The 21,599-nt window shown below is 71.1% G+C and carries 18 protein-coding genes; 9 read left to right on the forward strand and 9 right to left on the reverse strand.

The genetic code is table 11. The annotated features are described in order from the left end of the window. Positions 1-59: 59 nt before the first annotated feature. Positions 60-866 carry an Fpg/Nei family DNA glycosylase gene (locus HLA93_RS01125; protein ID WP_222192377.1) on the forward strand — a complete coding sequence of 269 codons (807 nt, stop codon included), beginning with the start codon at positions 60-62 and terminating at the stop codon, positions 864-866. Here HLA93_RS01125 and HLA93_RS01130 read toward each other — a convergent pair. Continuing rightward, complete coding sequence (locus tag HLA93_RS01130; RefSeq protein WP_222192378.1) at positions 863-1,171, reverse strand: putative quinol monooxygenase; 309 nt, start codon at positions 1,169-1,171, stop codon at positions 863-865. The two genes, HLA93_RS01125 and HLA93_RS01130, sit on opposite strands and share 4 nt — an antisense overlap. A gap of 81 nt (positions 1,172-1,252) precedes the next feature. Between HLA93_RS01130 and HLA93_RS01135 the strand changes: the two genes are divergently transcribed. Together HLA93_RS01135 and HLA93_RS01140 are read left to right on the forward strand one after the other, a co-directional pair. Next, positions 1,253-2,635, forward strand: coding sequence for an FAD-dependent oxidoreductase (locus tag HLA93_RS01135; protein ID WP_222192379.1), 1,383 nt, complete (start codon positions 1,253-1,255; stop codon positions 2,633-2,635). 34 nt (positions 2,636-2,669) lie between these two features. After that, on the forward strand, positions 2,670-3,800 hold the full coding sequence (locus HLA93_RS01140; RefSeq protein ID WP_222192380.1) for an aminotransferase-like domain-containing protein: 1,131 nt from the start codon (positions 2,670-2,672) through the stop codon (positions 3,798-3,800). Between the two features lie 41 nt (positions 3,801-3,841). Here HLA93_RS01140 and HLA93_RS01145 read toward each other — a convergent pair whose 3' ends face one another. Then, positions 3,842-4,339 (reverse strand): DinB family protein, encoded by a 498-nt coding sequence (locus HLA93_RS01145; RefSeq protein WP_308127879.1) that lies wholly within the window; start codon positions 4,337-4,339, stop codon positions 3,842-3,844. A 135-nt stretch (positions 4,340-4,474) separates the two neighbouring features. After that, a complete protein-coding gene (ppc, locus tag HLA93_RS01150) occupies positions 4,475-7,264 on the reverse strand; it encodes a phosphoenolpyruvate carboxylase (protein WP_222192381.1) in 2,790 nt (929 codons plus the stop codon). A gap of 55 nt (positions 7,265-7,319) precedes the next feature. Here ppc and HLA93_RS01155 point away from each other — a divergent pair, with 55 nt between their 5' ends. Continuing rightward, complete coding sequence (locus HLA93_RS01155) at positions 7,320-8,234, forward strand: SMP-30/gluconolactonase/LRE family protein (RefSeq protein WP_222192382.1); 915 nt, start codon at positions 7,320-7,322, stop codon at positions 8,232-8,234. A 108-nt stretch (positions 8,235-8,342) separates the two neighbouring features. Here HLA93_RS01155 and HLA93_RS01160 read toward each other — a convergent pair whose 3' ends face one another. Together HLA93_RS01160 and HLA93_RS01165 are read right to left on the reverse strand one after the other, a co-directional pair. Beyond that, positions 8,343-9,575, reverse strand: coding sequence for an ABC transporter permease (locus tag HLA93_RS01160; RefSeq protein ID WP_222192383.1), 1,233 nt, complete (start codon positions 9,573-9,575; stop codon positions 8,343-8,345). Beyond that, on the reverse strand, positions 9,572-10,480 hold the full coding sequence (locus HLA93_RS01165) for an ABC transporter ATP-binding protein (protein WP_222192384.1): 909 nt from the start codon (positions 10,478-10,480) through the stop codon (positions 9,572-9,574). Before HLA93_RS01165 ends, HLA93_RS01160 begins: the two co-directional genes overlap by 4 nt. Before the next feature lie 147 nt (positions 10,481-10,627). Here HLA93_RS01165 and HLA93_RS01170 point away from each other — a divergent pair, with 147 nt between their 5' ends. After that, a complete protein-coding gene (locus HLA93_RS01170) occupies positions 10,628-11,311 on the forward strand; it encodes a UdgX family uracil-DNA binding protein (protein WP_222192385.1) in 684 nt (227 codons plus the stop codon). Positions 11,312-11,343: 32 nt separating this feature from the next. On the opposite strand, the gene HLA93_RS01175 is transcribed toward HLA93_RS01170, so the two are convergent. The 3 genes from HLA93_RS01175 to pdxH form a co-directional block, all read right to left on the reverse strand. Further along, positions 11,344-12,525 carry a glucose-1-phosphate adenylyltransferase family protein gene (locus tag HLA93_RS01175; protein ID WP_222192386.1) on the reverse strand — a complete coding sequence of 394 codons (1,182 nt, stop codon included), beginning with the start codon at positions 12,523-12,525 and terminating at the stop codon, positions 11,344-11,346. Positions 12,526-12,636: 111 nt separating this feature from the next. Beyond that, complete coding sequence (locus HLA93_RS01180) at positions 12,637-13,944, reverse strand: MFS transporter (protein WP_308127880.1); 1,308 nt, start codon at positions 13,942-13,944, stop codon at positions 12,637-12,639. 113 nt (positions 13,945-14,057) lie between these two features. Beyond that, positions 14,058-14,705: a pyridoxamine 5'-phosphate oxidase gene (pdxH, locus tag HLA93_RS01185; protein WP_222192388.1), complete on the reverse strand. Its 648-nt coding sequence runs from the start codon at positions 14,703-14,705 to the stop codon at positions 14,058-14,060. 143 nt (positions 14,706-14,848) lie between these two features. Between pdxH and HLA93_RS01190 the strand changes: the two genes are divergently transcribed. From HLA93_RS01190 to HLA93_RS01205, 4 genes are all read left to right on the forward strand, one after another. Next, positions 14,849-15,949 carry a citrate synthase 2 gene (locus tag HLA93_RS01190; protein WP_222192389.1) on the forward strand — a complete coding sequence of 367 codons (1,101 nt, stop codon included), beginning with the start codon at positions 14,849-14,851 and terminating at the stop codon, positions 15,947-15,949. 85 nt (positions 15,950-16,034) lie between these two features. Next, positions 16,035-17,150 (forward strand): phosphoserine transaminase, encoded by a 1,116-nt coding sequence (serC, locus tag HLA93_RS01195; RefSeq protein WP_222192390.1) that lies wholly within the window; start codon positions 16,035-16,037, stop codon positions 17,148-17,150. Between the two features lie 276 nt (positions 17,151-17,426). Continuing rightward, a complete protein-coding gene (locus tag HLA93_RS01200) occupies positions 17,427-17,579 on the forward strand; it encodes a hypothetical protein (protein WP_222192391.1) in 153 nt (50 codons plus the stop codon). Between the two features lie 190 nt (positions 17,580-17,769). Continuing rightward, complete coding sequence (locus HLA93_RS01205; protein ID WP_222192392.1) at positions 17,770-17,973, forward strand: hypothetical protein; 204 nt, start codon at positions 17,770-17,772, stop codon at positions 17,971-17,973. A gap of 188 nt (positions 17,974-18,161) precedes the next feature. Here HLA93_RS01205 and HLA93_RS01210 read toward each other — a convergent pair whose 3' ends face one another. Then, on the reverse strand, positions 18,162-21,500 hold the full coding sequence (locus HLA93_RS01210) for an NACHT N-terminal Helical domain 1-containing protein (RefSeq protein ID WP_306433267.1): 3,339 nt from the start codon (positions 21,498-21,500) through the stop codon (positions 18,162-18,164). Positions 21,501-21,599: the final 99 nt, after the last annotated feature.

A 21,599-nucleotide genomic window follows, 5' to 3' on the forward strand; every position in this document is an offset into this window, starting at 1 on the left:
ACCTGGCTCGTCGTGGCGAACAGGGGTGGCACGGGCGAAGCTGGACGGCGTGAACGTCGGTGCCTGAGGGCCACACCCTGTTCCGGCTGGCCCGCGAACAGCAGTCTGCGTTCGCCGGCCGCGAGGTGCACGTGACCAGCCCGCAGGGCCGCTTCGCCGGGCAGGCCGAGCTGCTCGACGGCCGGGTGCTCGACGAGGTCACCTCCTACGGCAAGCACCTGTTCGCCTTCTTCGGCCCGGACGTCGTCCACGTCCACCTGGGCCTCTACGGGAAGTTCACCTCCGGCACCGGGCTGCCGCCCGAGCCGCGCGGGGCGCTGCGGATGCGCTGGGAGGGCCCGGGTGAGGACGGCGAGGGTGTGTGGACCGACCTGCGCGGCGCCACCGCCTGCGACCTGATCACCGACGGCGAGGTGCAGCTGATCCTCGACCGGCTGGGCCCCGACCCGCTGCGCCGGTCGGACCCCGCGAAGGCGTTCGCCCGCATCTCCCGCAGCCGGGTGCCGATCGGCGCGCTGCTGATGGACCAGGCCGTGCTCGCCGGGGTGGGCAACGTCTACCGCGCGGAGATCCTGTTCCGGCAGCGGATGAGCCCGTTCCGGCCGGGCAGGGCCGTCACCGCGGAGGAGTGGACGGCGATGTGGGCCGACCTGGTCGTGCTGATGCGAGCCGGGGTGAAGGCCGGCCGGATCGTCACCACCGAGCGCGCCGACCGGGAGCGCCGGCGCGGCCCGGCGCTCCGGGAGGACGCGCACTACGTCTACCGGCGCGCCGGGCTGCCCTGCCGGATCTGCGGCACCGAGGTGCGCACCGAGGTCATGGTCGGCCGCAACCTCTTCTGGTGCCCCACCTGCCAGGCGGTCTAGAGGGCGCCCTTGGTCTCGTCGCCGGCGGGCACGGCCTGCAGCAGTCGGACGCCGATCGGCTCGGTCAGGTCGTCCTTGACGCTCTCGGACAGCTGGTTGAACGTCTCCCCGGCGCCGTGGGTTTTGACGTCGTCCTGGGTGGCCCAGCGCTCGATCATCACGAAGCCGTAGCCGTCCTCGTGCAGGGCGTAGAGCTCGCAGCCGGGCTCCTCGTGCACCTTGGGGATCGCCGCGGTGAACGCCTCGCGGACGGCGTCGGCCCGACCGGGCTTCGGCGAGATGGTGGCGACGATGGTGATGGACACGCAGGGCTCCTCAACGGTGACCGGGCACGGCCGCCCGGGTTCACCCTGGCGCCTACCCGCCATCGGGACGACGATGCGGGCGTGGCCCAACCCACAGTCCCCGGACTCCCGCTGCGGGTGGCAGTCGTCGGCGCCGGGCCGGCGGGCATCTACGCCGCCGACGCCCTGGCCGGGCAGGACGACGTCCCGGTCGCCGTCGACCTGATCGACCGGCTGCCCACCCCGTTCGGTCTGGTCCGGCACGGGATCGCGCCCGACCACCTGAAGATGCGCGCGCTGCGCGAGACGCTGCACCACACCCTGGACCACGAGCGGGTGCGCTTCGTCGGCAACGTGGAGATCGGCACCGACCTGTCGCTGGCGGAACTGCGCGCCCACGTCGACGTCGTCGTCTACACCTACGGCGCGGCCGGTGACCGCGCGCTGGGCGTCCCCGGTGAGGAGCTGCCCGGCAGCCTGGCCGCCACGGACGTCGTGGCCTGGTACTGCGGGCACCCCGACGCCGACCGGGCGAAGGTGGAGGAGCTGGTCGCCCGGGCCCGGGACGTGGTGGTCGTCGGGGTGGGCAACGTCGCCCTCGACGTGGCCCGGGTGCTGGCCCGCTCCCCCGCCGAGCTGCACCCCACCGACATGCCGCACCACGTGCTCGACACCCTGGCCGCCGCACCCGTCGAGCGGATCACCGTGCTCGGCCGCCGCGGGCCGGCGCAGGCCAGCTTCACCACCCAGGAGCTGCGCGAGCTCGGGCACCTGGCCGCTGCGACCGTGCTGGTCGACCCGGCCGACCTGACCGACGCCGGGGACGCGGCCCTGGCCGCCGAGGACCGGCACGTCGCCCGCAACCTCGCCGCACTGGCCGACTACGCCGGTCACGAGGCCGCGCCGGGCACGGTGAGCGTGCGACTGCGCTTCCACGCCCGCCCGGTGCGGCTGCTGGGCGCCGACCGGGTCACCGGGGTGGAGGTGGAGCGGACGACGGTGGACGCCGACGGCCGGGCGGTGGGCACCGGGGAGCTCGACGTCGTCCCGGCCGACCTGGTGGTGCGCTCGGTCGGCTACCGCGGGCACCCGCTGCCCGGCCTGCCGCTGGACGGCGGCACCGTGCCCCACGACGCCGGCCGGGTGCTCCGGGACGGCGAGGTCAGCCGGGGCGAGTACGTGGCCGGGTGGATCAAGCGGGGACCGACCGGCGTCGTCGGCACCAACAAGCACGACGCACGGGAGACGGTCGCCTCGCTGCTGGCCGACGTGGCGTCCGGGGTGCTGCGCCCCCGCGGGGACGAGGACTGGGTCGACACCCTGCTCGCCCGCGGCGGACACCCGGTACTGCTGGCCGACTGGCGGGCGATCGACGCCGCCGAGATCGCCCTCGGTGCCGTGCACGGCCGGGCCCGGACCACCATCCACGACCGGCAGCAGCTGCTGGATGCCGTCCGGGCGGCCGCGGCGGCGCGGGAGGGCTGAGCCCCGGGTGGCGCGGTACGGCAGACTCGGTCTGGTGACCGGCTCAGCGCAGACCTCGCCCGCCACCACGATGATCTCCTTCGCCCGCGGCGCCCCGTCGACCGACATCGTCGACGTCGAGGGCCTCAAGCAGGCCGCCGTCGCCGCGTTCGACGCCGACCCGGCCGGCCTCACCGGCTACGGGACGGCGGTGGGCTACGTGCCGCTGCGCCAGTGGATCGCGGAGAAGCACGGGGTGCCGGTCGACCACGTGCTGGTCACCAACGGCTCCATGCAGGCCGACGCCTTCCTCTTCGACGAGCTGGCCACACCCGGCGCGGCCGTCATCACCGAGCGCCCCACCTACGACCGCACCCTGCTCGGCCTGCGCAACCGCGGCGCCGACGTGCACCTGGTGACGCTGGAGGAGGACGGCATCGCCGTCGACGAGGTCGCCGCCCTGCTGGACGGCGGACTTCGGCCGACGCTGGCGCACGTGATCCCGAACTTCCAGAACCCGGCGGGCTACACGCTGTCGCTGGCCAAGCGGCACCGGCTGCTGGAGCTGGCCCGGGAGCACGGCTTCGTGCTCTTCGAGGACGACCCCTACGTCGACATCCGGTTCAGCGGCGAGCAGCTGCCGCGGATGCTGGAGCTCGACGGCGGGGCCGACAGCGAGCACGTCGTCTACGCCTCGTCGTTCTCCAAGACGGTGTGCCCGGGCATCCGGGTCGGTTACCTGGTGGGGCCGCCGGCGTTGATCAAGCGCATCCAGGTGCGGGCCACCAACACCTACATCGCGCCGAACATGGTCGCCCAGGGCACCGTCTACCAGTACCTGCGCGGCGAGCGGTTCCCCGCGGCGCTGGAGCGGGTGAAGTCGGCGCTGGCCGAGCGGGTCGGGCTGCTGGACGACGCGCTGCGCGAGCACCTGCCGCGGGCGACGTTCCGCCGTCCCGAGGGTGGCTACTTCCTGTGGGTATCGCTGCCCGAGGACGAAGGGCACGACGTCGCCCGGATCACCGCCGAGGCCGCCGCCCGGGGCGTCGCGATCGTGCCGGGCACCGACTTCCTGCTCGAGGGCGGGCACAACAGCTTCCGGCTGGCCTACTCCGCGGTGCAGCCCGGCGACGTCGACGAGGGCGTCCGCCGGCTGGCCGCTGCGATCGAGGCCGCCCGCCCCTGAGCAATCTGTGCTGACGGCGGGCCCCGGCGCGGGACCCGCCGTCAGCCGCGCAGCAGCTGTTCCCGCAGTATGTCGGCGTGCCCGCAGTGCTGGGCCAGTTCCCGCAGCACGTGCAGGTAGACCCAGCGCAGCGGCAGCGGGCCACGGCGGTTGCCGTGCACCAGGTCGTCCAGGCCGAGCCCGGCCACCGCGCGGCGGGAGGACTCGCAGGCCTCGGCGTGCGCCCGCTGGACGCTCGCCACGGTGTCGCCGTCATCCAGGTCGAAGGACTCGTCGGGGCCGGCCGGGATGCCGATCTCGGCACGGGACCGACCGGTCACGGCCTCGTCGAACCAGACCCGCTCCACGAACGTGGCGTGCTTGACCAGGCCCAGCAACGTGGTCTTGGAGGCGACCAGCGAACGACGCGCCTGCTCCTCGGTGAGGTCGTCCAGGCAGGCGTTCAGCAGGTCGCGGTGCTGGTCGAGGAAGGCGTCGAACTGCGCTCTCAGCGGTAGGGCGATCCAGTCGTCCATCGACGTCGTCGCGGGGCGTGGCACGAGTGGATCATGGCATCCGCGGCTGGCGGCCCTGACCCGGCAGGGCGCCCCCCAGGGGTTTCAGGAAGCTGGTGCTCTGCTGCCCCACAGGCAGCAGAGCACCAGCGTGGCCGACCCCCGGGTGCGGGCCCGGCCTCAGCCGGAGTTGCGCAGGGCGGTGGCGACGCCGTTGACCGACAGCTGGATGCAGCGGCGCACCAGCTCGTCGTCGTCCCCACCGCGGCGGCGGCGCAGCATCTCCACCTGCAGGTGGTGCAGCGGCTCCAGGTAGGGGAACCGGTTGCGGATCGACCGGACCAGGCTGGGGTTGTCGGCCAGCAGGTGGTCGTCACCGGTGACCGCCAGCAGCATCCGCACCGACCGCTCGTGCTCGGCGACGATCTGGCTGAACACCCGCTCGCGCAGCTCGGGGTCGGGCACCAGCTCGGCGTAGCGGGCGCCCAGCTCCAGGTCGGTCTTGGCGAGCACCATGCCCATGTTGGACAGCACGGTGCGGAAGAACGGCCACCGCCGGTGCAGGTCCTGCAGCTGGGCCAGCCGCTCCGGCGAGCCGTCCACCCACGACTCCAGGGCCGACCCGGTGCCGTACCAGCCCGGCAGCATGATGCGGGCCTGCGACCAGCTGAACACCCACGGGATCGCCCGCAGGTCGGTGATCTTGTCCCCGGCCTTGCGGGACGGCGGTCGGCTGCCGATGTTGAGCTCGGCCAGCTCCCGCACCGGGGTGGCGGCGCGGAACCACTCGACGAAGCCGGGCGTCTCGTGCACCAGCGCGCTGTAGGCCGAGCGGGCCCGGGCGGCCAGGTCGTCGAAGAGCGCGTAGGTCTGCTCGGCGTCGTCGGCCAGGCCCTCGGTGTCGATCAGCGTCGACTCCAGGGTCGCGGCGACCAGCGCCTCCAGGTTGCGGCGGGCGAGGTCGGGGGTGGAGTACTTGGCCGCGATCACCTCCCCCTGCTCGGTGATCCGCAGCGCGCCGGCCACCGAACCGGGCGGCTGGGCCTTGATCGCCTCGTAGCTGGGGCCACCGCCCCGGCCGACCGTGCCGCCCCGGCCGTGGAACAGCCGCAGCCGGATGCCGTGCGCCCGGGCGACCTCGACCAGCGCCAGCTCGGCCCGGTAGAGCGCCCAGTTGGCGGCCAGGTAGCCGCCGTCCTTGTTGCTGTCGGAGTAGCCGAGCATGACCTCCTGGAGGTCGCCCTTGTTGGTCACCAGCGCCCGGTACAGCGGCTGCGCGAGCATCGCCTGCAGCGTCGCGCCGGCGGCCTGCAGGTCGTCGATCGTCTCGAACAGCGGGGAGATGTTGATCGTGCAGCGCGGTCCGTCGGCGCCGTCCGGGTCGAGCAGGCCGACCTCCTTGAGCAGCACGGCGACCTCGAGCACGTCGCTGACCGACTCGCACATGCTGATCACGTAGTTCGGGATCGCCCGCGGGCCCAGCAGCCGCACCTGCTCGGCGGCGGCGACCAGCAGGTCGAGCTCGCCGCGGGCGAGCTCGGAGAGCTCGGCGTCGGCGCGCACCAGCGGCCGGCGCAGCCGCAGCTCGCCGGTGAGCAGCTCGACCCGGCCGGCCTCGTCCAGGCCGGCGTAGTCGTCGCACACGCCGGCCCAGGCCAGCAGTTCGGCCAGCACCTCCTCGTGCACGGCGGAGTTCTGCCGCATGTCCAGCCCGCAGAGGTGGAACCCGAACACCTCGACGGCGTCCCGCAGCCGGGCCAGCCGGTCGTCGGCGAGCGCGCCCGCGCCGTGGCTGCGCAGCGACACGTCGACCGTGCCGAGGTCGGCGATCAGCTCCTCGGGTGCGGTATAGGGCGGGAGGGCGGCGTCGGGCTGCTCGCCGGGCACCGAGCCGAGCACCTGCTGGGCGGTGGCGGCCAGCCGCCGGTACATCCCGCGCAGCGCCTGCCGGTAGGGCTCGTCGGCGCGGAACACCGAGTCGTCCTGCGCGGCCTGGGCCAGCGCGTAGAGCTCCGGCGTCGGGGTGACCAGCCGGTCGGACATCGACAGCTCGTCGGCCAGGCAGACCAGCTCGGCCAGGTGGTGGCCCAGCGCGGTCTCCGCCTGCCGGGTGGTGGCCCGGCGGACGGCGTCGGCGGTGACGAACGGGTTGCCGTCCCGGTCACCGCCGATCCAGGAGCCCGGCTGCAGCAGCGGGGTGCCGAGCAGGTCGGCGTCGGGCCACCGCTCCTGCAGCGCCTGCCGCAGCTCGGTGTTGATCGCCGGGACGACCTGGAACAGCGAGAGGTCGTAGTAGCGCAGCGCCTCGTCGATCTCGTCGGCCAGCCGCAGCCGGCTCAGCCGCAGCAGCGCGGTCTGCCAGAGGGTGAGCACCTCACGCCACAGTCGCGCCGACCAGGCCGGGTCGTCGGCGTCACGGTTGCGGATGAGCTCGCTGACCTGGCGCTGGACCTGGGAGACGGTGCGCCGCCGGGTCTCGGTCGGGTGCGCGGTGACCACCGGTACGACGAGGGCGCCGGACAGCTCGCGGGCCACCGTGTCGCCGTCCAGCCCGGCGCCGTCCAGCAGGTCGAGGGTGGCCGCGAGGCTGCCCTTCTGCGGCGGCGAGCCCTCCCGGCGGTGGTGCCGGCGGCGGCGCTCGTGGTGCACGTCCTCGGCGATGTTGGCCAGCAGCGAGAAGTGGCTGAACGCCCGCACGACGTGGTTGGCGCTGCGCGGGTCGAGGGCGGCCAGCCGCTGGGCGAGGTCGCCGCGCTCGGCCTCCGACCGCCGGATCCGGAAGGCCTCGACCCGGGTGGACTCGACCAGTTCCAGCACCTCGGGGCCGGCCTGCTCGGCGATCACCTCGCCCAGGACCCGGCCCAGCAGGCGGATGTCCTCGCGCAGCGGGGCCTCGGCGGTGCGGTCGTCGGGCTCGGGCGGACCCCCGGCCGGACGCAGGTCGGCGACGTCGACAGTGGCTTCGGACACGCGCTGAGTATCGGTGGTCGGTGTGACGGCCCCGTGTACTGGGGAGGATGGCCCGGTGATCCGACTGCAGGCACAGCCCGCCAGCGCCGCCCCCGCCGAGCACGGTGAGGGCCCGATCTGGGACGCCGCCGCCGCCGAGCTGGTCTGGGTGGACATCACCGCCGGGCTGGTGCGCCGCGGCCGGGTGGACGGCGACGACGTCGTGGACGTGGCCGAGCACCGCGGCGGGGAGACGGTGGGCTTCGCCGTCCCGGCCGCCGCCGGCGGGTGGCTGCTCGGCGCGGACGCCGGCGTGACCCGGCTGACCGCCGAGGGCGAGGCGCACGCGCTGATCCAGCTCACCGGTGAGGGCGGTGGCGCGACCGGCACCCGGATGAACGACGGCGCCTGCGACCGGGCCGGCCGCTTCTTCGGCGGCACGATGGCCTTCGACGAGCGCCCCGGCGCCGGCAGCCTCTACCGCCTCGACACCGACGGCACGGTCAGCACGGTGCTCGACGGGCTGACCATCTCCAACGGCCTGGGCTGGGCACCCGACGACCGCACCGTGTACCTGTCCGACTCCGGTGCCGCGACGGTCTGGGCGTTCGACTACGACCTGGACACCGGCACCTTCGGGGAGCGGCGGGTGCTGCTGGACCTCTCCGACGACCCGGACGGCGTCGCCGACGGCCTGGTCGTCGACGACGAGGGCTGCCTCTGGACCGCGCTGTGGGGCGGCGGCCAGGTGCGGCGGTGGTCGCCCACCGGCGAGCTGCTGGCCGTGGTCGAGGTCCCGGGCGTGGAGAACACCACCAGCTGCGCGCTCGTCGGCGACCTGCTGGTGATCAGCACCTCGGTGCACGGGCTCGACGAGGAGGCCGCCGCCGCACAGCCCGACGCCGGCCGGCTGTTCACCGTGCGCACCGGGGTCACCGGCTCACCCGCGCACCCCTACCGCGGCCCGCTCGGCGCCCTCGCGCAGGTCTGACCGCACCGCCGTCCGGCCGCCCGCGGTGGGCAGGGCCCCGGGATCAGCCGGGTCCCCGTGCACCGATGCTGGTGCAGGGGGACCCGGCTGATCGGGGACAGCGGTGGGTCAGGCCTTCTCGGAGGCCAGGGCCTCGCGCAGCTTGACCCGGCCGCCGGTGCGCAGCAGCGCCCCGGCGTAGACCCGCCCGCCGATCCGCACGATGGCGGCGATCGCGACCAGCATGAGGACGACGGCGAGGGCGACCTCCCACCACTCGGCGGCACCGGCCGCCTGCCGCAACGGCATGACCATCGGTGAGATCCCGGGGACGTAGGACGTGACGACGGCCAGCGTGCCGGTCGGGTCCTGTGCGGCCTGGATGGCGATGACGATCCCGATGACGGGCAGCAGGGTCGCCGGGGTGATCACGCTGCCGAGGTCCTCCTGTCTGCTGACCAGGGAGGCGGCGGCGGCGAACAGCGCCGCGTAGAAGGCGTAGCCGAGGACGAACCAGGCCAGCACCGTCAGCACCGTGCCGATCAGGTCGCCGGGCAGTGTCACCAGGTCGAAGGCGAGCGCCCCCGCCACACCGATGACGGCGATCACCAGCATCTGCCCCAGCGCCAGCACGCCCAGGCCGATGATCTTGCCGGCGAGCAGCTGCCACGGGCGCATGGTGGCCAGCAACAGCTCCACGACCCGGCTCGACTTCTCCTCGACGACGCCCTGGGCGACGAACTGGCCGAACAGCAGCAACAGGCCGTACAGCACGGCGACGCCCATGAGCGCGACGATGATGGCCTCGAAGTCGGCCTCGGCGTCCGGGTCCAGCGCCACCACCTCGACCTCCGGCGGCGCCTGCAGCGTGACGTCGGCGTCGGCCAGCTGCTGGGTCAGCGACAGCTCCTGCACCGCGCCCTGCACGAGGGTCTCGACCTGCCCGCCGTCGCTCTCCACGAGCAGCTCGGGCTGGGCGCCGGACGGGCTGAGCAGCGCGCCCTCCACGTCGCCGTCCTCGACGGCGGTGCTGGCGGCGGCCTCGTCGTCGAACTCGACGACCTCCACCTCGGTGCCCAGCGCCTCACCCTGGCTGCGCAGCGCGTCGCTGACGGTGGCGTCCCCGCCGATCACCCCGAGCCGGGTGGTGTCCTCCCCGCTGTTGATGAGCACCTGGAAGACCAGCATGCCCACGATGAGCAGGATCAGGAAGGCGGAACCGGCGAGGAACCCCTTGTCGCGGATCCGGGTGTTGACCTCCCGGCCGGCCACCAGGCGGACCAGCTGCCCCGGGCTGTGCGGCGTCACGTCGGAGTGCGCCGGTCCGGTGCTGCGGACGTCGCGGTCTGCGGTCGCGGTCATGCCGCCACCTCCTGAGGGGTCGTGACGGCGTCGCGGAAGAGCTCGACGAGGGTGGGCTCGCGCCAGGCGAAGTGGGTGACCCGGCCGGTGGCCAGGGCGGCGGCGAGCACCTGCTGGTCGTCGGTGCCGGGCGCGAGCTCCAGCACGGTGTCCCCGCGCTGCTCGGAGACCACCCGCACCCCCGGCACCGCCTGGGCCCAGCCGCCGGGTGCATCAGGAGCGACCACCCGCAGCTGCCGGCCCGCGGTCGTGGACCGCAGCTCGGGGACGGTGCCGCTGGCCACGATCGAGCCGCGGGCGAGGATGCCGACGGCGTCGCAGAGCCGCTCGACCAGGTCCAGCTGGTGGCTGGAGAAGACGACGGGGACGCCGCGCCGGCACTGCTCCAGCAGCGCCTCGGCGAGGGAGTCGACGCCGACCGGGTCGAGGCCGGAGAACGGCTCGTCCAGGATCAGCACCTCGGGCTCGCTGACCAGCGCGGCGGCGAGCTGCACGCGCTGCTGGTTGCCCAGTGACAGCTTCTCGACCCGGTCGCCGCGCCGCTCGCCCAGCCCGAGCCGCTCGGCCCAGGTCTCGGCGGCGCGGGCAGCGGGGCCGGCGTCCATGCCGTGCAGCCGGGCGAAGTAGGTCAGCTGCTCGCCGACCTTCATCTTCGGGTAGAGCCCGCGCTCCTCGGGCATGTAGCCGATCCGGCGGCGGACGGCCTCGTCGACCGGCCGGCCCGACCAGCGCACCTCCCCCGCGTCGGCCCGGGCCAGGCCCATCGCGATCCGCATGGAGGTGGTCTTCCCCGCGCCGTTGGAGCCGCAGAAGCCGAACATCTGCCCCGGGGCGACGGAGAAGCTCACCCCCTTGAGCACCTGGTTGTCGCCGTAGGCCTTGACCAGGCCGTCGAACTCGAGCACTGCCCCTCCGGGGTTCGGTCTGTGCGTGCTGTCTCGGTTGTCTTCTCGGGGCGAGAGTGTCTGATGACTTTCCAACTCGTCAAGTGAACGGTGCGGTGTGTCCCCGTTCGTGCTGCGGCAACGTCCGCCGTCGGGTGGGATCTGGACATGAGCGGCGGGGACGAACCAGCGCAGGTGCCCAGCGGCGTCGGCCTGGCCGGGCTGCGCGAGGCGGCGGCCGGCTGCCGGGCCTGCGAGCTGTGGGAGCCGGCCACCCAGACGGTGTTCGGCGAGGGCCCGGAGACCGCGCGGGTGGTGTTCGTCGGCGAGCAGCCCGGCGACCAGGAGGACCGGAGGGGCGAGCCGTTCGTCGGCCCGGCCGGCCGGCTGCTGGACGAGGCGCTGACCGACGCCGGGATCGACCGCGGCGATGCCTACGTGACCAACTCGGTCAAGCACTTCCGCTTCACGCCCACGCCCAAGCGGCGGATCCACCAGTCACCGGGGGCCGAGCACCTGGCCGCCTGTCGGCCCTGGCTGGAGGCGGAGTTCGCCGTCCTGCAGCCGGAGGTGGTGGTCTGCCTGGGTGCGGTGGCCGCCAAGGCGCTCATCGCGCCGTCGTTCCGGATCACCCGGGAGCGCGGGCAGCTGATGCCGTGGACGCCGCCGGGCGTGCGGGCCGCCGAGGCCTCGCTGCCCGAGGCCGACCAGGACGAGGACGCTCCGCACCAGACCTGGGTGCTGGCGACCGCGCACCCCTCGGCCGTGCTGCGGACGCCGGACGACGCCCGCGCCGCCGCCTACGACGCCCTCGTCGCCGACCTGCGGGTGGTCGCCCACGTCCTCGCCTGACCGCGGAGTCGCCCCGCTGACGAGCCCGGGGGTCAGTCCCGCTCGGGCTCGGGGAAGCGTGCACCGGCCGCCAGCTCGGTGCCGGCCGCGACCTCGGCCCGCCGCCCGACCAGGGTGATCTCCCCGTCACCGCCGACGGTGGCCCGCTCCCCCACCACCACGCCGTCGTCCAGGACCGTGCGGGTGACGGTGGCCCCGGCGCGGACCCGGGCGCCGGGCAGCAGCACCGAGTCGACGACGGTCGCCCCCGGTTCGACGATCACCCCCGGCGAGAGCACCGAGCCGCGCACCTCCCCGGCCACCCGCGTGCCGCCGGAGACCAGGCTGTCCTCGACCACCGCCCCCCGCAGCAGGCGCGCGGCGCTGTGCCGGCCGCCGCGGGTGCGGATCGGCCAGCTCGCCTCGTCCAGGTCGATCGGCGGCTCCTCGCAGCGGAACTCCCGATGGGCCTCCCAGTAGGACTCGACGGTGCCGACGTCCCGCCAGTAGCCCCCCAGCGGGTACGCCCGGGCCAGGCCGTCCTCCGTCTGCGCCGGCAGCAGGTGGGTGCCGAGGTCCTCCAGGCCGTCCTCGCCGACCTGGTCGCTGATCGCCTCGAGCCGGTCCAGGGTCTCGGTCGGCGAGAAGACGAAGACCTCGTTGGTGGCGGTGGTCGTCGCCGGCTCGTCGGGCTTGTAGGCGTAGTCGGTGACCTTGCCGTCGTCCGCGGCCCGGACGATGCCGTAGCGGGCGGCGTCGTCCGGGGCGACCTCGGTCGTCACCATCGTCACCTCGGCACCGGACCCGAGGTGGGCGTCGACCACGGCCCGGTAGTCGAGCTTGTAGACCGCGTCGGAGCTGACCACCACGAGCGCGTCGGCGGCGAACTGCCGGATGAGCTCGGCCTGCCGCCACAGCCCGTCGGCGGTGCCCATCGTGAAGCCGCCACGGTCGCTGCCCTGGAACGGCGGCAGCATCATCAGCCCGCCGGTGGTGCGGTCCAGGTCCCACGGCCGGCCGTTGGCCAGGTGCTCGTTCACCGACTGCGGTTGGTACTGCTCCGACACCCACACGTCGGGGATCTGCGAGTGCTCGCAGTTCGACAGCGGGAAGTCGATGAGCCGGTACACCCCGGCGAACGGGACGGCGGGCTTGGCCCGGGTCTCGGTCAGCAGTTCGAGGCGGCTGCCCTTGCCACCGGCGAGGACGAGGACGAGGACCCGCGGGAGCGCCATGGCCGCACAGCTACCCGCCACGCCCCCGGCACATGCCCGACACGCGGGTCGCTGGTCACCCGGGGCTGCCTCGCCGGGGCTGGGGCAGCACCGGGTGACCGGTGGCGGAGGTCAGTCCGCCGCGAGCCGGCGGCGGGCGGCCCGGGCCACCTCGTCGGCCTGCGACGCCCGGTACAGCCAGAACGAGGGGACGGCGACCGCGACGACCACCATCGCGACCACGATGACGAGGCCGCCGGAGACCATCGCCGCGGTGACCCCGACGCTGCTGGCCATGAGCCCGGCCCGCAGGTCGCCCAGCCGCGGGCCACCGGCGACGACCACGATGAACACCCCCTGCATCCGCCCGCGCATCTCGTCCGGGGCGGCGGTCTGCAGCATCGCCGAGCGCAGCACCGCGCTCACCATGTCGCCGGCGCCCGCGACGGCGAGGCAGAGCACCGCCAGCCACAGGGTCGACGCCAGCCCGAAGCCGATGATCGCCACGCCCCACACCGCGATCGCGGCCAGGACCACCGCCCCCTGCCGGTCGACCCGGCTCACCCAGCCCGACGTCAGCCCCATCAGCAGCGAGCCGATCGAGACGCCGGCGAACAGCCAGCCCAGGCTGTTGGCGTTGTCGGCGTAGGTGGTCTGCGACAGCTCCGGGAAGACCGCCTGCGGCCAGGCGAACAGCATCGCGATCACGTCGACCACGAAGGTCATCAGCAGCAGCGGCTGGGTGCGCAGGAAGGCGAAGCCCTCCCCCACCCCCCGCACCGCCGACCGCAGCCGCAGCGGCCCCGAGACGCCCTCGGGCGGCAGCGGGGGCAGCCCGCGCAGCAGCAGCACCGCGGCGACGAAGCCCAGGGCGTCGATCGTGTAGACGATCGAGAGGTCGCCCAGGCCGATCAGCAGCCCGGCCAGCAGCGGTCCGACGATCACGCCCGCCTGGCGCACCGTCATCGCCAGCGCGTTCGCGGCCGCCACCTGCGCCGGCCCGACCAGCGCCGGGATCACCGCACTGCGCGCCGGCTGGTTGACCGCGGCGAACCCGGAGACGGCGGCGGCCAGCACCCACAGCACGCTGATGTGCCCGTCACCGGGCAGCAGCGCCTGCAGCGCCAGCAGCGCACTGGTGACCGCCGCGCCCGCCGAGCTGACCACCATCAGCAGCCGGCGGTCCATGGCGTCGGCGATGGCGCCGCCCAGCAGGCCGAAGACGACCAGCGGCACGAGTGCCACCACCGACGTCAGCCCGACCATCAGCGACGAGCCGGTCAGGTCGTAGACCTGGTACGGGACGGCGACCAGCGTCATCTGCTGGCCGAGCATCGTGACCGCGACCCCGCCGAAGACCCGCCGGTAGGCGCGGTTGCGCAGCGGCGTGGTGTCCAGCGCCCACCCGCGCCGCCGGGTCACCGGCTGCGGCTGCTCCACCGGCAGACCGCCCTCGACCGGATCGACCGGCGTCTCTGCAGGTGACGTGCTGGAACGGCCCCGTCGCAGGGTCCCGCGGCGAGCGTGCGAGTCGCGGGGGGCGACGGGGTCCTTCATGGGGCGAGTCGCTGCACGACCCAGCCGCCGCCTTCCTCGTCATCGCGCACGAACACCAGCCGGTCGTGCAGCCGGTCATGGCCGCCCTGCCAGAACTCCACCCGCTCGGGCACGACCCGGTAGCCGCCCCAGTTCTCCGGCCGCGGCAGCTGCCCGGCCGGGGTCTGCGCGTCCAGCTCCGCCACCCGGGTGCGCAGCAGCTCCCGCGACTCCACCACCGTCGACTGGATCGAGGCGGCCGCGGCCAGCTGCGAACCGCGTGGCCGCGGGTCCCAGAGCAGGTCGGAGGCGGTCGGCCCGATCCGCTCGACGGCGCCGGTCACCCGGACCTGCCGCTGCTGGGCGTGCCACGGGAACACCAGCGCCGCGCGCGGGTTCACCGCGAGCTGGGCGCCCTTCGCCGAGGCGTAGTTGGTGCCGAACACGAACCCGTCGGCGTCGTAGCCCTTCATCAGCACCACCCGCGCGTCGGGGGCACCGTCGGCGTCCGCGGTCGCCACCACCATGGCATTGGGCTCGGGGAGCTCGGCGGCGACGGCGTCGGCGAACCACCGGTCGAACTGCTCGACCCAGGTGGGGGCCAGGCCCTCCTCCCCGAAGCCGCTGTCGTCGTAGTCCCTGCGCATGCGGATCAGGTCGGGCACTCCCTCATGCTGTCACCGTTGCACCGCGCACCGCCGGGTGACCGCCCGCCCGGGTGCCCTCCGCGCCCCGCGACCGCCTAAGTTGTGGCTCGTCGTGCGCTGACCGGCGTCCGTCCCCACCCGCGCGCAGAGGAGCATGCGAGATGGCAGACGACTTCGTACCGGGCCTGGAGGGCGTCATCGCCTTCGAGACCACCATCGCGGAGCCGGACAAGGACGGCGGCGCCCTGCGCTACCGCGGCGTCGACATCGAGGACCTGGTCGGCACGGTCACCTTCGGCAACGTCTGGGCGCTGCTGGTCGACGGCCAGTTCGGGCCGGGGCTGCCGCCGGCCGAGCCGTTCCCCATCCCGGTGCACACCGGCGACGTGCGGGTCGACGTGCAGGCCGCGCTCGCCATGCTCACCCCGATCTGGGGCTACCGGCCGCTGCTGGACGTCTCCGACGAGGAGGCCCGCGACGAGCTGGCCCGCGCCGCGGTCATGGCGCTGTCCTACGTCGCGCAGTCCGCCCGCGGCATCGGCGTCCCGGCCGTGCCGCAGAAGCGGATCGACGAGGCCTCCACCATCGTCGAGCGCTTCATGGTGCGCTGGCGCGGTGAGCCCGACCCGCGGCACGTCGCCGCGGTCGACGCCTACTGGACGTCGGCGGCCGAGCACGGCATGAACGCCTCGACCTTCACCGCCCGGGTGATCGCCTCCACCGGCGCCGACGTCGCCGCGGCGCTCTCCGGCGCGATCGGGGCGATGTCCGGTCCACTGCACGGCGGCGCCCCGTCCCGGGTGCTGCACATGCTCGACGGCGTCGAGCAGACCGGGAACGCCGAGACCTACGTCAAGGGCCTGCTGGACTCCGGCGAGCGGCTGATGGGCTTCGGCCACCGCGTCTACCGCGCCGAGGACCCGCGCGCCCGGGTGCTCCGCCGCGCGGCCGAGGAGCTCGGCGCCCCGCGCTTCGAGGCCGCCCTGGCCCTGGAGCAGGCCGCGCTGACCGAGCTGCGCGAGCGCCGCCCGGACCGGCCGATCGAGACCAACGTCGAGTTCTGGGCCGCGGTGGTGCTCGACTTCGCCGAGGTGCCCAGCCACATGTTCACCTCGATGTTCAGCTGCGCGCGCACCGCCGGCTGGTGCGCGCACATCCTGGAGCAGAAGCAGACCGGCCGGCTGGTGCGCCCCTCCGCCCGGTACGTCGGCCCCGCCCCCCGCAAGCCCCAGGACGTCGAGGGCTGGGACACCATCCAGTAGTTGAAGGACCCCGCTGCCCCCACCACTCGCACGCTCGCGGCGGGCCCTGCAGCGGGGCCGCGCGACCGACCGGAGGACGACGAGCATGAGCATCTCCATCCCCACCGACCTGCTGCCCGCCGACGGCCGGTTCGGGTGCGGCCCGTCCAAGGTCCGGCCGGAGGCCCTGCAGGCGCTGGCCACCTCCGGCGCCGCCGTCATGGGCACCTCGCACCGCCAGGCGCCGGTCAAGGGCCTGGTCAAGCGGGTGCGCGAGGGGCTCGCCGAGCTGTTCGACCTGCCCGAGGGCTACCAGGTCGTGCTCGGCAACGGCGGCACGACGGCGTTCTGGGACGCCGCCACCATCGGCCTGGTGCGGCAGCGCAGCGCGCACGGCAGCTACGGCGAGTTCTCCGCCAAGTTCGCCTCCGGCGTGGCCGAGGCACCGTTCCTGGACGCCCCGGTGATCGCCAAGGCCCAGCCCGGCTCGTTGGCGCTGCCCACCGCCGAGGCCGGCGTGGACGTCTACGCCTGGGCGCACAACGAGACCTCCACCGGCGTGATGGCCCCGGTCCTCCGGCCGGCCGGCATCGACCCCGATGCCCTGGTGCTCGTCGACGCCACCTCCGGGGCCGGTGGCCTGCCGGTCGACGTCGGCCAGACCGACGTCTACTACTTCGCCCCGCAGAAGGCCTTCGCCAGTGACGGTGGGCTGTGGCTGGCGCTGATGTCGGCGCCGGCGCTGGAGCGGGTGGCCGAGATCAAGGCCTCGGGCCGCTGGGTCCCCGGCTTCCTGGACCTGTCGATCGCCATCGACAACTCCGGCAAGGACCAGACCTACAACACCCCGGCCGTGGCCACGCTGTTCCTGCTGGCCGACCAGATCGACTGGATGCTCGGCCTGGGCGGCCTGTCCGGGGCGGTGGCCCGCAGCCAGGAGTCCTCCCGCCGGCTCTACGAGTGGGCGGAGAAGACGTCGTACACGACGCCGTTCGTGACCGAGCCCGAGCAGCGCTCCTACGTCGTCGGCACCATCGACTTCGACGACGCGGTGGACGCCGCGGCGGTGGCGAAGGTGCTGCGCGCGCACGGGGTCGTCGACGTCGAGCCCTACCGCAAGCTGGGCCGCAACCAGCTGCGGGTGGGCATGTTCCCGGCGATCGACCCGGACGACGTCAGCGCGCTGACCGCCAGCATCGAACACGTCGTCGGCCAGCTCTAGAGCGTGTCTCCCAAGTTGATTGTCTTCGGCGCGGGATCTCGATCCGGTGGCCGTTCGTTCGCAGCCGAGTCGTAGTCAGTCGGCGGCGATCGAGCCGTTGATGCCGCATGTGACGGGCCGGTCGCGGCATCACCGGTATCACCGACAGGCGGTGATGGGCGTTGAACACCGCTATTGGTGCGGAGTCGCCAAGCGTGATCTGCCGGAGCGGTTCGGGGCTTGGCAGAAGGCGTGGAAGCGGCACGCCCGGTTTCCCCGGATAGCACGCGCGACTAGATGCTGGCCGCGGTGATCGCGCACGCTGATGCCGCCGGTGACGTCGATTGGGCCGCCGTATCGGTGGACTCCACGGTCAACCGCACGCACAAGCACGCCACCAACCTGCCGCGAATCGAGGCTCCCACGGATGTGCATCGGCGAACCACATGACACAGGTTCTCGGAGCCAGCACCAGGTCGCTGGCCGAGCCCCCTGATCACAGCATCGGCCGCTCCCGCGGTGGCCTGTCCACCAGGGTCCACCACGCCGTCGACGGTCGCGCCGGCCACTGTCGATCCTGGTCTGCGCCGGTCAGGCCGACGACGCACCCGCGTGCCTGCCGCGCCTGGCCAGCATCCGCGTGGCTCAATCCACACCGGGTCGGCCTCGCACCCGACTAACCGCGCTGCTGGCCGATCACGCCTACTTATTCAAGGCCATTCGAGCCCACCTGCGCTCCCGCGCGATCGTCGCCATCGTCCCCGAGCCCCGCGAGCAGCAGGGCCACCGCGCCCGCCGCGGCAGCAAGGGCGGCCGGCCGGTCAGCTACTACCGCGAGCTCTAAAGAAGCGCACCGTCTCTACAAGAAGCGCACCGTCGTCGATGGCTCATTTGCCCCTGCTCAAGCAGTGGCGCGGACTGGCCACTCGCTACGACAAACACGCCCTCATCTACCGTGGCGGCGTCGTGCTGGCTGCTGTCCTCGCCTGGTCACGCACCTGATAGACACGCGCTAGCCAACCTCATTGGAACCTACGTCCGAGTAAAAGTCATGTTGCCACGCCGGGATCGGCCAACTTCCGTGAAACCCGGAAGTGACAAACCGCTTGACATCCACTTCTCCCTAAGGCCGCTAGTCAGAGTCAAGACCTGAAGAGACGGAGAAGTCGCTAGCCTGACCACATCCGATATCTCTTCAGCGTCATACAGGGTCACACTCGTCAGGCTCGGAAGACCAGCCAGCTGGTCGACGAATGAGGAGGTTACACCAGATGCGATGATCCTCTTTAGTCCCGATCCGAGCCGCATTCGATTGATCACGCCGCCCGTCGTCGCTGAGGATACGAACAGTTCCATTACGGAATCCGGGACGAACACCGGTTCAACATCACCGACCGATCCGAATATCTGCAGCGAACCAAGCCCCTGCCAACCCCCAAGTACATCCAACGATCTCAACTCACGACAATTGCCTAACACAAGTTCACTAACTTTCATATTCGCCTCTAGATGTGTGAGGAATGGCATGTGACTGAGAACTAGACGACGTATCGGAACCTGCACGATCGGCGCCAGGTCGGACACGGCCGTACCTGATAGGTGGATCGTGTTGTACCAGTCACTGGAGAGACCTGACAAGTCCGCGAGATTCGCGGATCCACCCGCGTCGAACGTCCGAAGAGCAGGCGCCTCAAGCCCCTGCGTGGAGACTAGATTGGAACATGCGCGCACGCTTAAAACTCGCAGATTGACCAGCCGCCGCAAACTACTCAGATCAGTCAAGTTCTTAGAGAAGCTTGCATCCAGACCTGTAACAACAGGGTAATCAGCGACAATCTCGAATGAGTCCCAGCGGCCCGGACAGTCTAGATAGACGCGCTCGAGCTGCTTCATATGCCGAGTCAACGGCAGTAATTCCGGATCTGTGATTTTGAGGTACCCCCGGTCGAGCGGCGAGTCGGCGAGCACCTCTTCCGCGTAACGCTCTGGATCGAACTGCGTCCAGGCCCTGATCAGCTGGCGCGTCACGGTGACTCGCGAGTCAGCGGAGAATTGACGAAGGGCGAGCAAGGCTTCCTCCGTACCAATGAGGCTGAGAGCCCTAACACATGCGGCAGCTTCAAGCGCACGAGACATGTGAGCAGTCAACTGAGGCACAGCAACATTTCCCGCGGAAGCGACAGCTGCAGCTTCTGTCATGTTTGCAGGTGGCATCACCCGAGCAAGGCACGACTCGAGTCTTTGGACAATGTTCTCAGAGAGACGGTAGCTTGTTTCCAGGCAGGCAACAGCCAGCAGGTACAAGCGATGAAGATTGGCCGGCTCAGCGTCTCCGCGATCGATCAGCCCGTTCAATAGCCGCTCACGCTGAGCAATCGGGGCATGTCCCGCGGCAAGAATCACCACTTCGCGCCATTGATCGCGATGCGCTTCCAGTACGATTTTGTCGATAGCCTCGTCCTCGACGAGCGCTTCTGCAGCCAAGTACTCAAGGAACGTCTTATGTATGAAGTCGACGCGACCTTCGACCGGCATCCGCAGCACCCCACTTCGCTGGAGTAACTCCGTTGCCACAGCTTCCGCATCAGCCTTGACATGCGTCAACTGACGCAGACCTCGCTCGACGTGCCGCTTAAAGACTTCCTCAGTAGCGTCCGACGCGTCGTTCTCGAGAAGCCAGAGGGCAAAGTCTCTGAGTAATGACTTGCGTGCGGCAAAGTTGAGCCCCTGTCGCCGTCCATACGTAACGTCCCGCTCCTCATCGCGACTGATCAGGAGGGTTCTAAGAGCAGTCTCATACAACTCCACGCGATTCTCGGGAAGCTTGTTAGTGCTGTCGCGATGTAGTGCACAGATGAGGGCACACAGAAGAGGACTTGTACACAAGCTTCTTATCGCTGCATTCTCTCGGACAGTTGCTAGCATGCTGGTCTCAGCCAGCCGGATGCGGCTCAGCATGACAGGGTCGACGATGTCAATGGCAGCAGCACGGTGCCAATGGGAAATAAGAGCGCGCATATCGCCGAGATCCATGGGAAGGAGTTCCGTCCCTGCGAATCCCTTCAACTCACGCCATTCTTTGCTGATCGCGGTGGTACGCGACGTGACAACGACTCGGACTGTTGGATAATCGAGGATGAGCTCCTCGAGCCAACGTCGGGCTACATCCCTGCGCTCCTCAGAGAGTTCATCGACTCCATCAACGAGCAGTAGCGCCCGGTCCGACTCCAGGACTCTGTGCACCCAACCAGGCGGCATCACCTCGGCAATGTTGGGAACTGCACTGAAGATCAGTTGATCCGGAGTTGGAAGATCTTCCTCGCTGAACTGGCGAAGGCGAACCAGGAAAGGAATCTTTCCGTTCCAGTCTTCAAGGCGACCGGCAAATGCGTTCCTGGCGGCTGTGACGGCCAGCCACTGCAGGAGTGTTGTTTTGCCCGAACCCGCCTGTCCGCCAACTAGGACACGCGTGGACCCACCAAGGGCAGCGTCAACTCGCACCGACTCTGCATCCAGAATCCAGTTTCTGTCCCGCGCCGGCGAGACGTCATCGGCTTCATCGCTTCCTTCAAAGTCGCCGAGCGGTGCCTCGAGATCGATCCGACTCCTCCCCTGCGTTACGTCCGCAGCCCCCTGAGACGCGGTAAGGGAAATGTATGCAACCGAAAGAGGGTACTGCCGGCGATCGGCGTCTAGGCTCGCACCATAGAGTTCTAGGACGTCCAGGCGGGTCACCAGGGACTGTAGGTACTTGTTTTCGAAGCGGGCATCTTCGCCGCCCTCACCCCAGGATTCGGGAACCCGAGGAACTGGCAGCCGGTCAAGCGCCGCAGACATCACGTCCAGTATGTCTGACTCGCGTTCCATCATCTGCTTCGCGGCGGCGCTGGCAAAGTTGGGAAGGCTCAACGCGGCTTGGCAGATGAACGTGCAGGATTCGGCCAAGAGTAAGTCATAATATTGAACGGCCGACTCGGCCAGCATGGCCCGACTGGCGACGTCTGGCGCGTTGGCGCGCAAGACACTCTCTAGTTGATTAGCATTCAAATCCGCCTTGAGCAGCTCTTCAACACTGAGATGAGAGCGGCTTAGCGTTTCATTCAACGCAAGAATGGCAGCCTCCTGCTCATTCTCTTTGAGGCCGCGGAATTCAATCGCCAAGAGTGGCTCAAGCCTTTCGCTGATCGATTCCGCGAGACGATCAAACTGACGGCTTGTCTTTCGAGCACTCAGGAGTCCAGGAACATGCTGGGCGACGAGCGATCCTATATCGGAGGAAGCGTCTGCAAGATCATCTGAGCCAACCCAGAGCTTGAAGACCCACTTGGCCACAGTATTGCCGACAGACAGAGCTATTACCTCGGCTACCATCCCGCGCCTCACCAATTCCCGCTCGAACGTCCCGGCTACCCGCTTAGGCTAGGCTTAGAGCGGTTGTCTGGCGACATGGCACGCCGCAGTAGCCATCCC

This window comes from Modestobacter italicus (assembly GCF_019799965.1).
In the GTDB taxonomy this organism is placed as follows: domain Bacteria; phylum Actinomycetota; class Actinomycetes; order Mycobacteriales; family Geodermatophilaceae; genus Modestobacter; species Modestobacter italicus_A.

What these genes read in the sequence shown, in the direction of transcription:
- HLA93_RS01160 (WP_222192383.1), bottom strand. Translation starts at nt 9,575, where the DNA reads ATGACCGCGACCGCAGACCGCGACGTCCGCAGCACCGGACCGGCGCAC.
- HLA93_RS01170 (WP_222192385.1), top strand. Translation starts at nt 10,628, where the DNA reads ATGAGCGGCGGGGACGAACCAGCGCAGGTGCCCAGCGGCGTCGGCCTG.
- HLA93_RS01175 (WP_222192386.1), bottom strand. Translation starts at nt 12,525, where the DNA reads ATGGCGCTCCCGCGGGTCCTCGTCCTCGTCCTCGCCGGTGGCAAGGGC.
- HLA93_RS01190 (WP_222192389.1), top strand. Translation starts at nt 14,849, where the DNA reads ATGGCAGACGACTTCGTACCGGGCCTGGAGGGCGTCATCGCCTTCGAG.
- serC (WP_222192390.1), top strand. Translation starts at nt 16,035, where the DNA reads ATGAGCATCTCCATCCCCACCGACCTGCTGCCCGCCGACGGCCGGTTC.
- HLA93_RS01200 (WP_222192391.1), top strand. Translation starts at nt 17,427, where the DNA reads ATGCTGGCCGCGGTGATCGCGCACGCTGATGCCGCCGGTGACGTCGAT.
- HLA93_RS01210 (WP_306433267.1), bottom strand. Translation starts at nt 21,500, where the DNA reads ATGGTAGCCGAGGTAATAGCTCTGTCTGTCGGCAATACTGTGGCCAAG.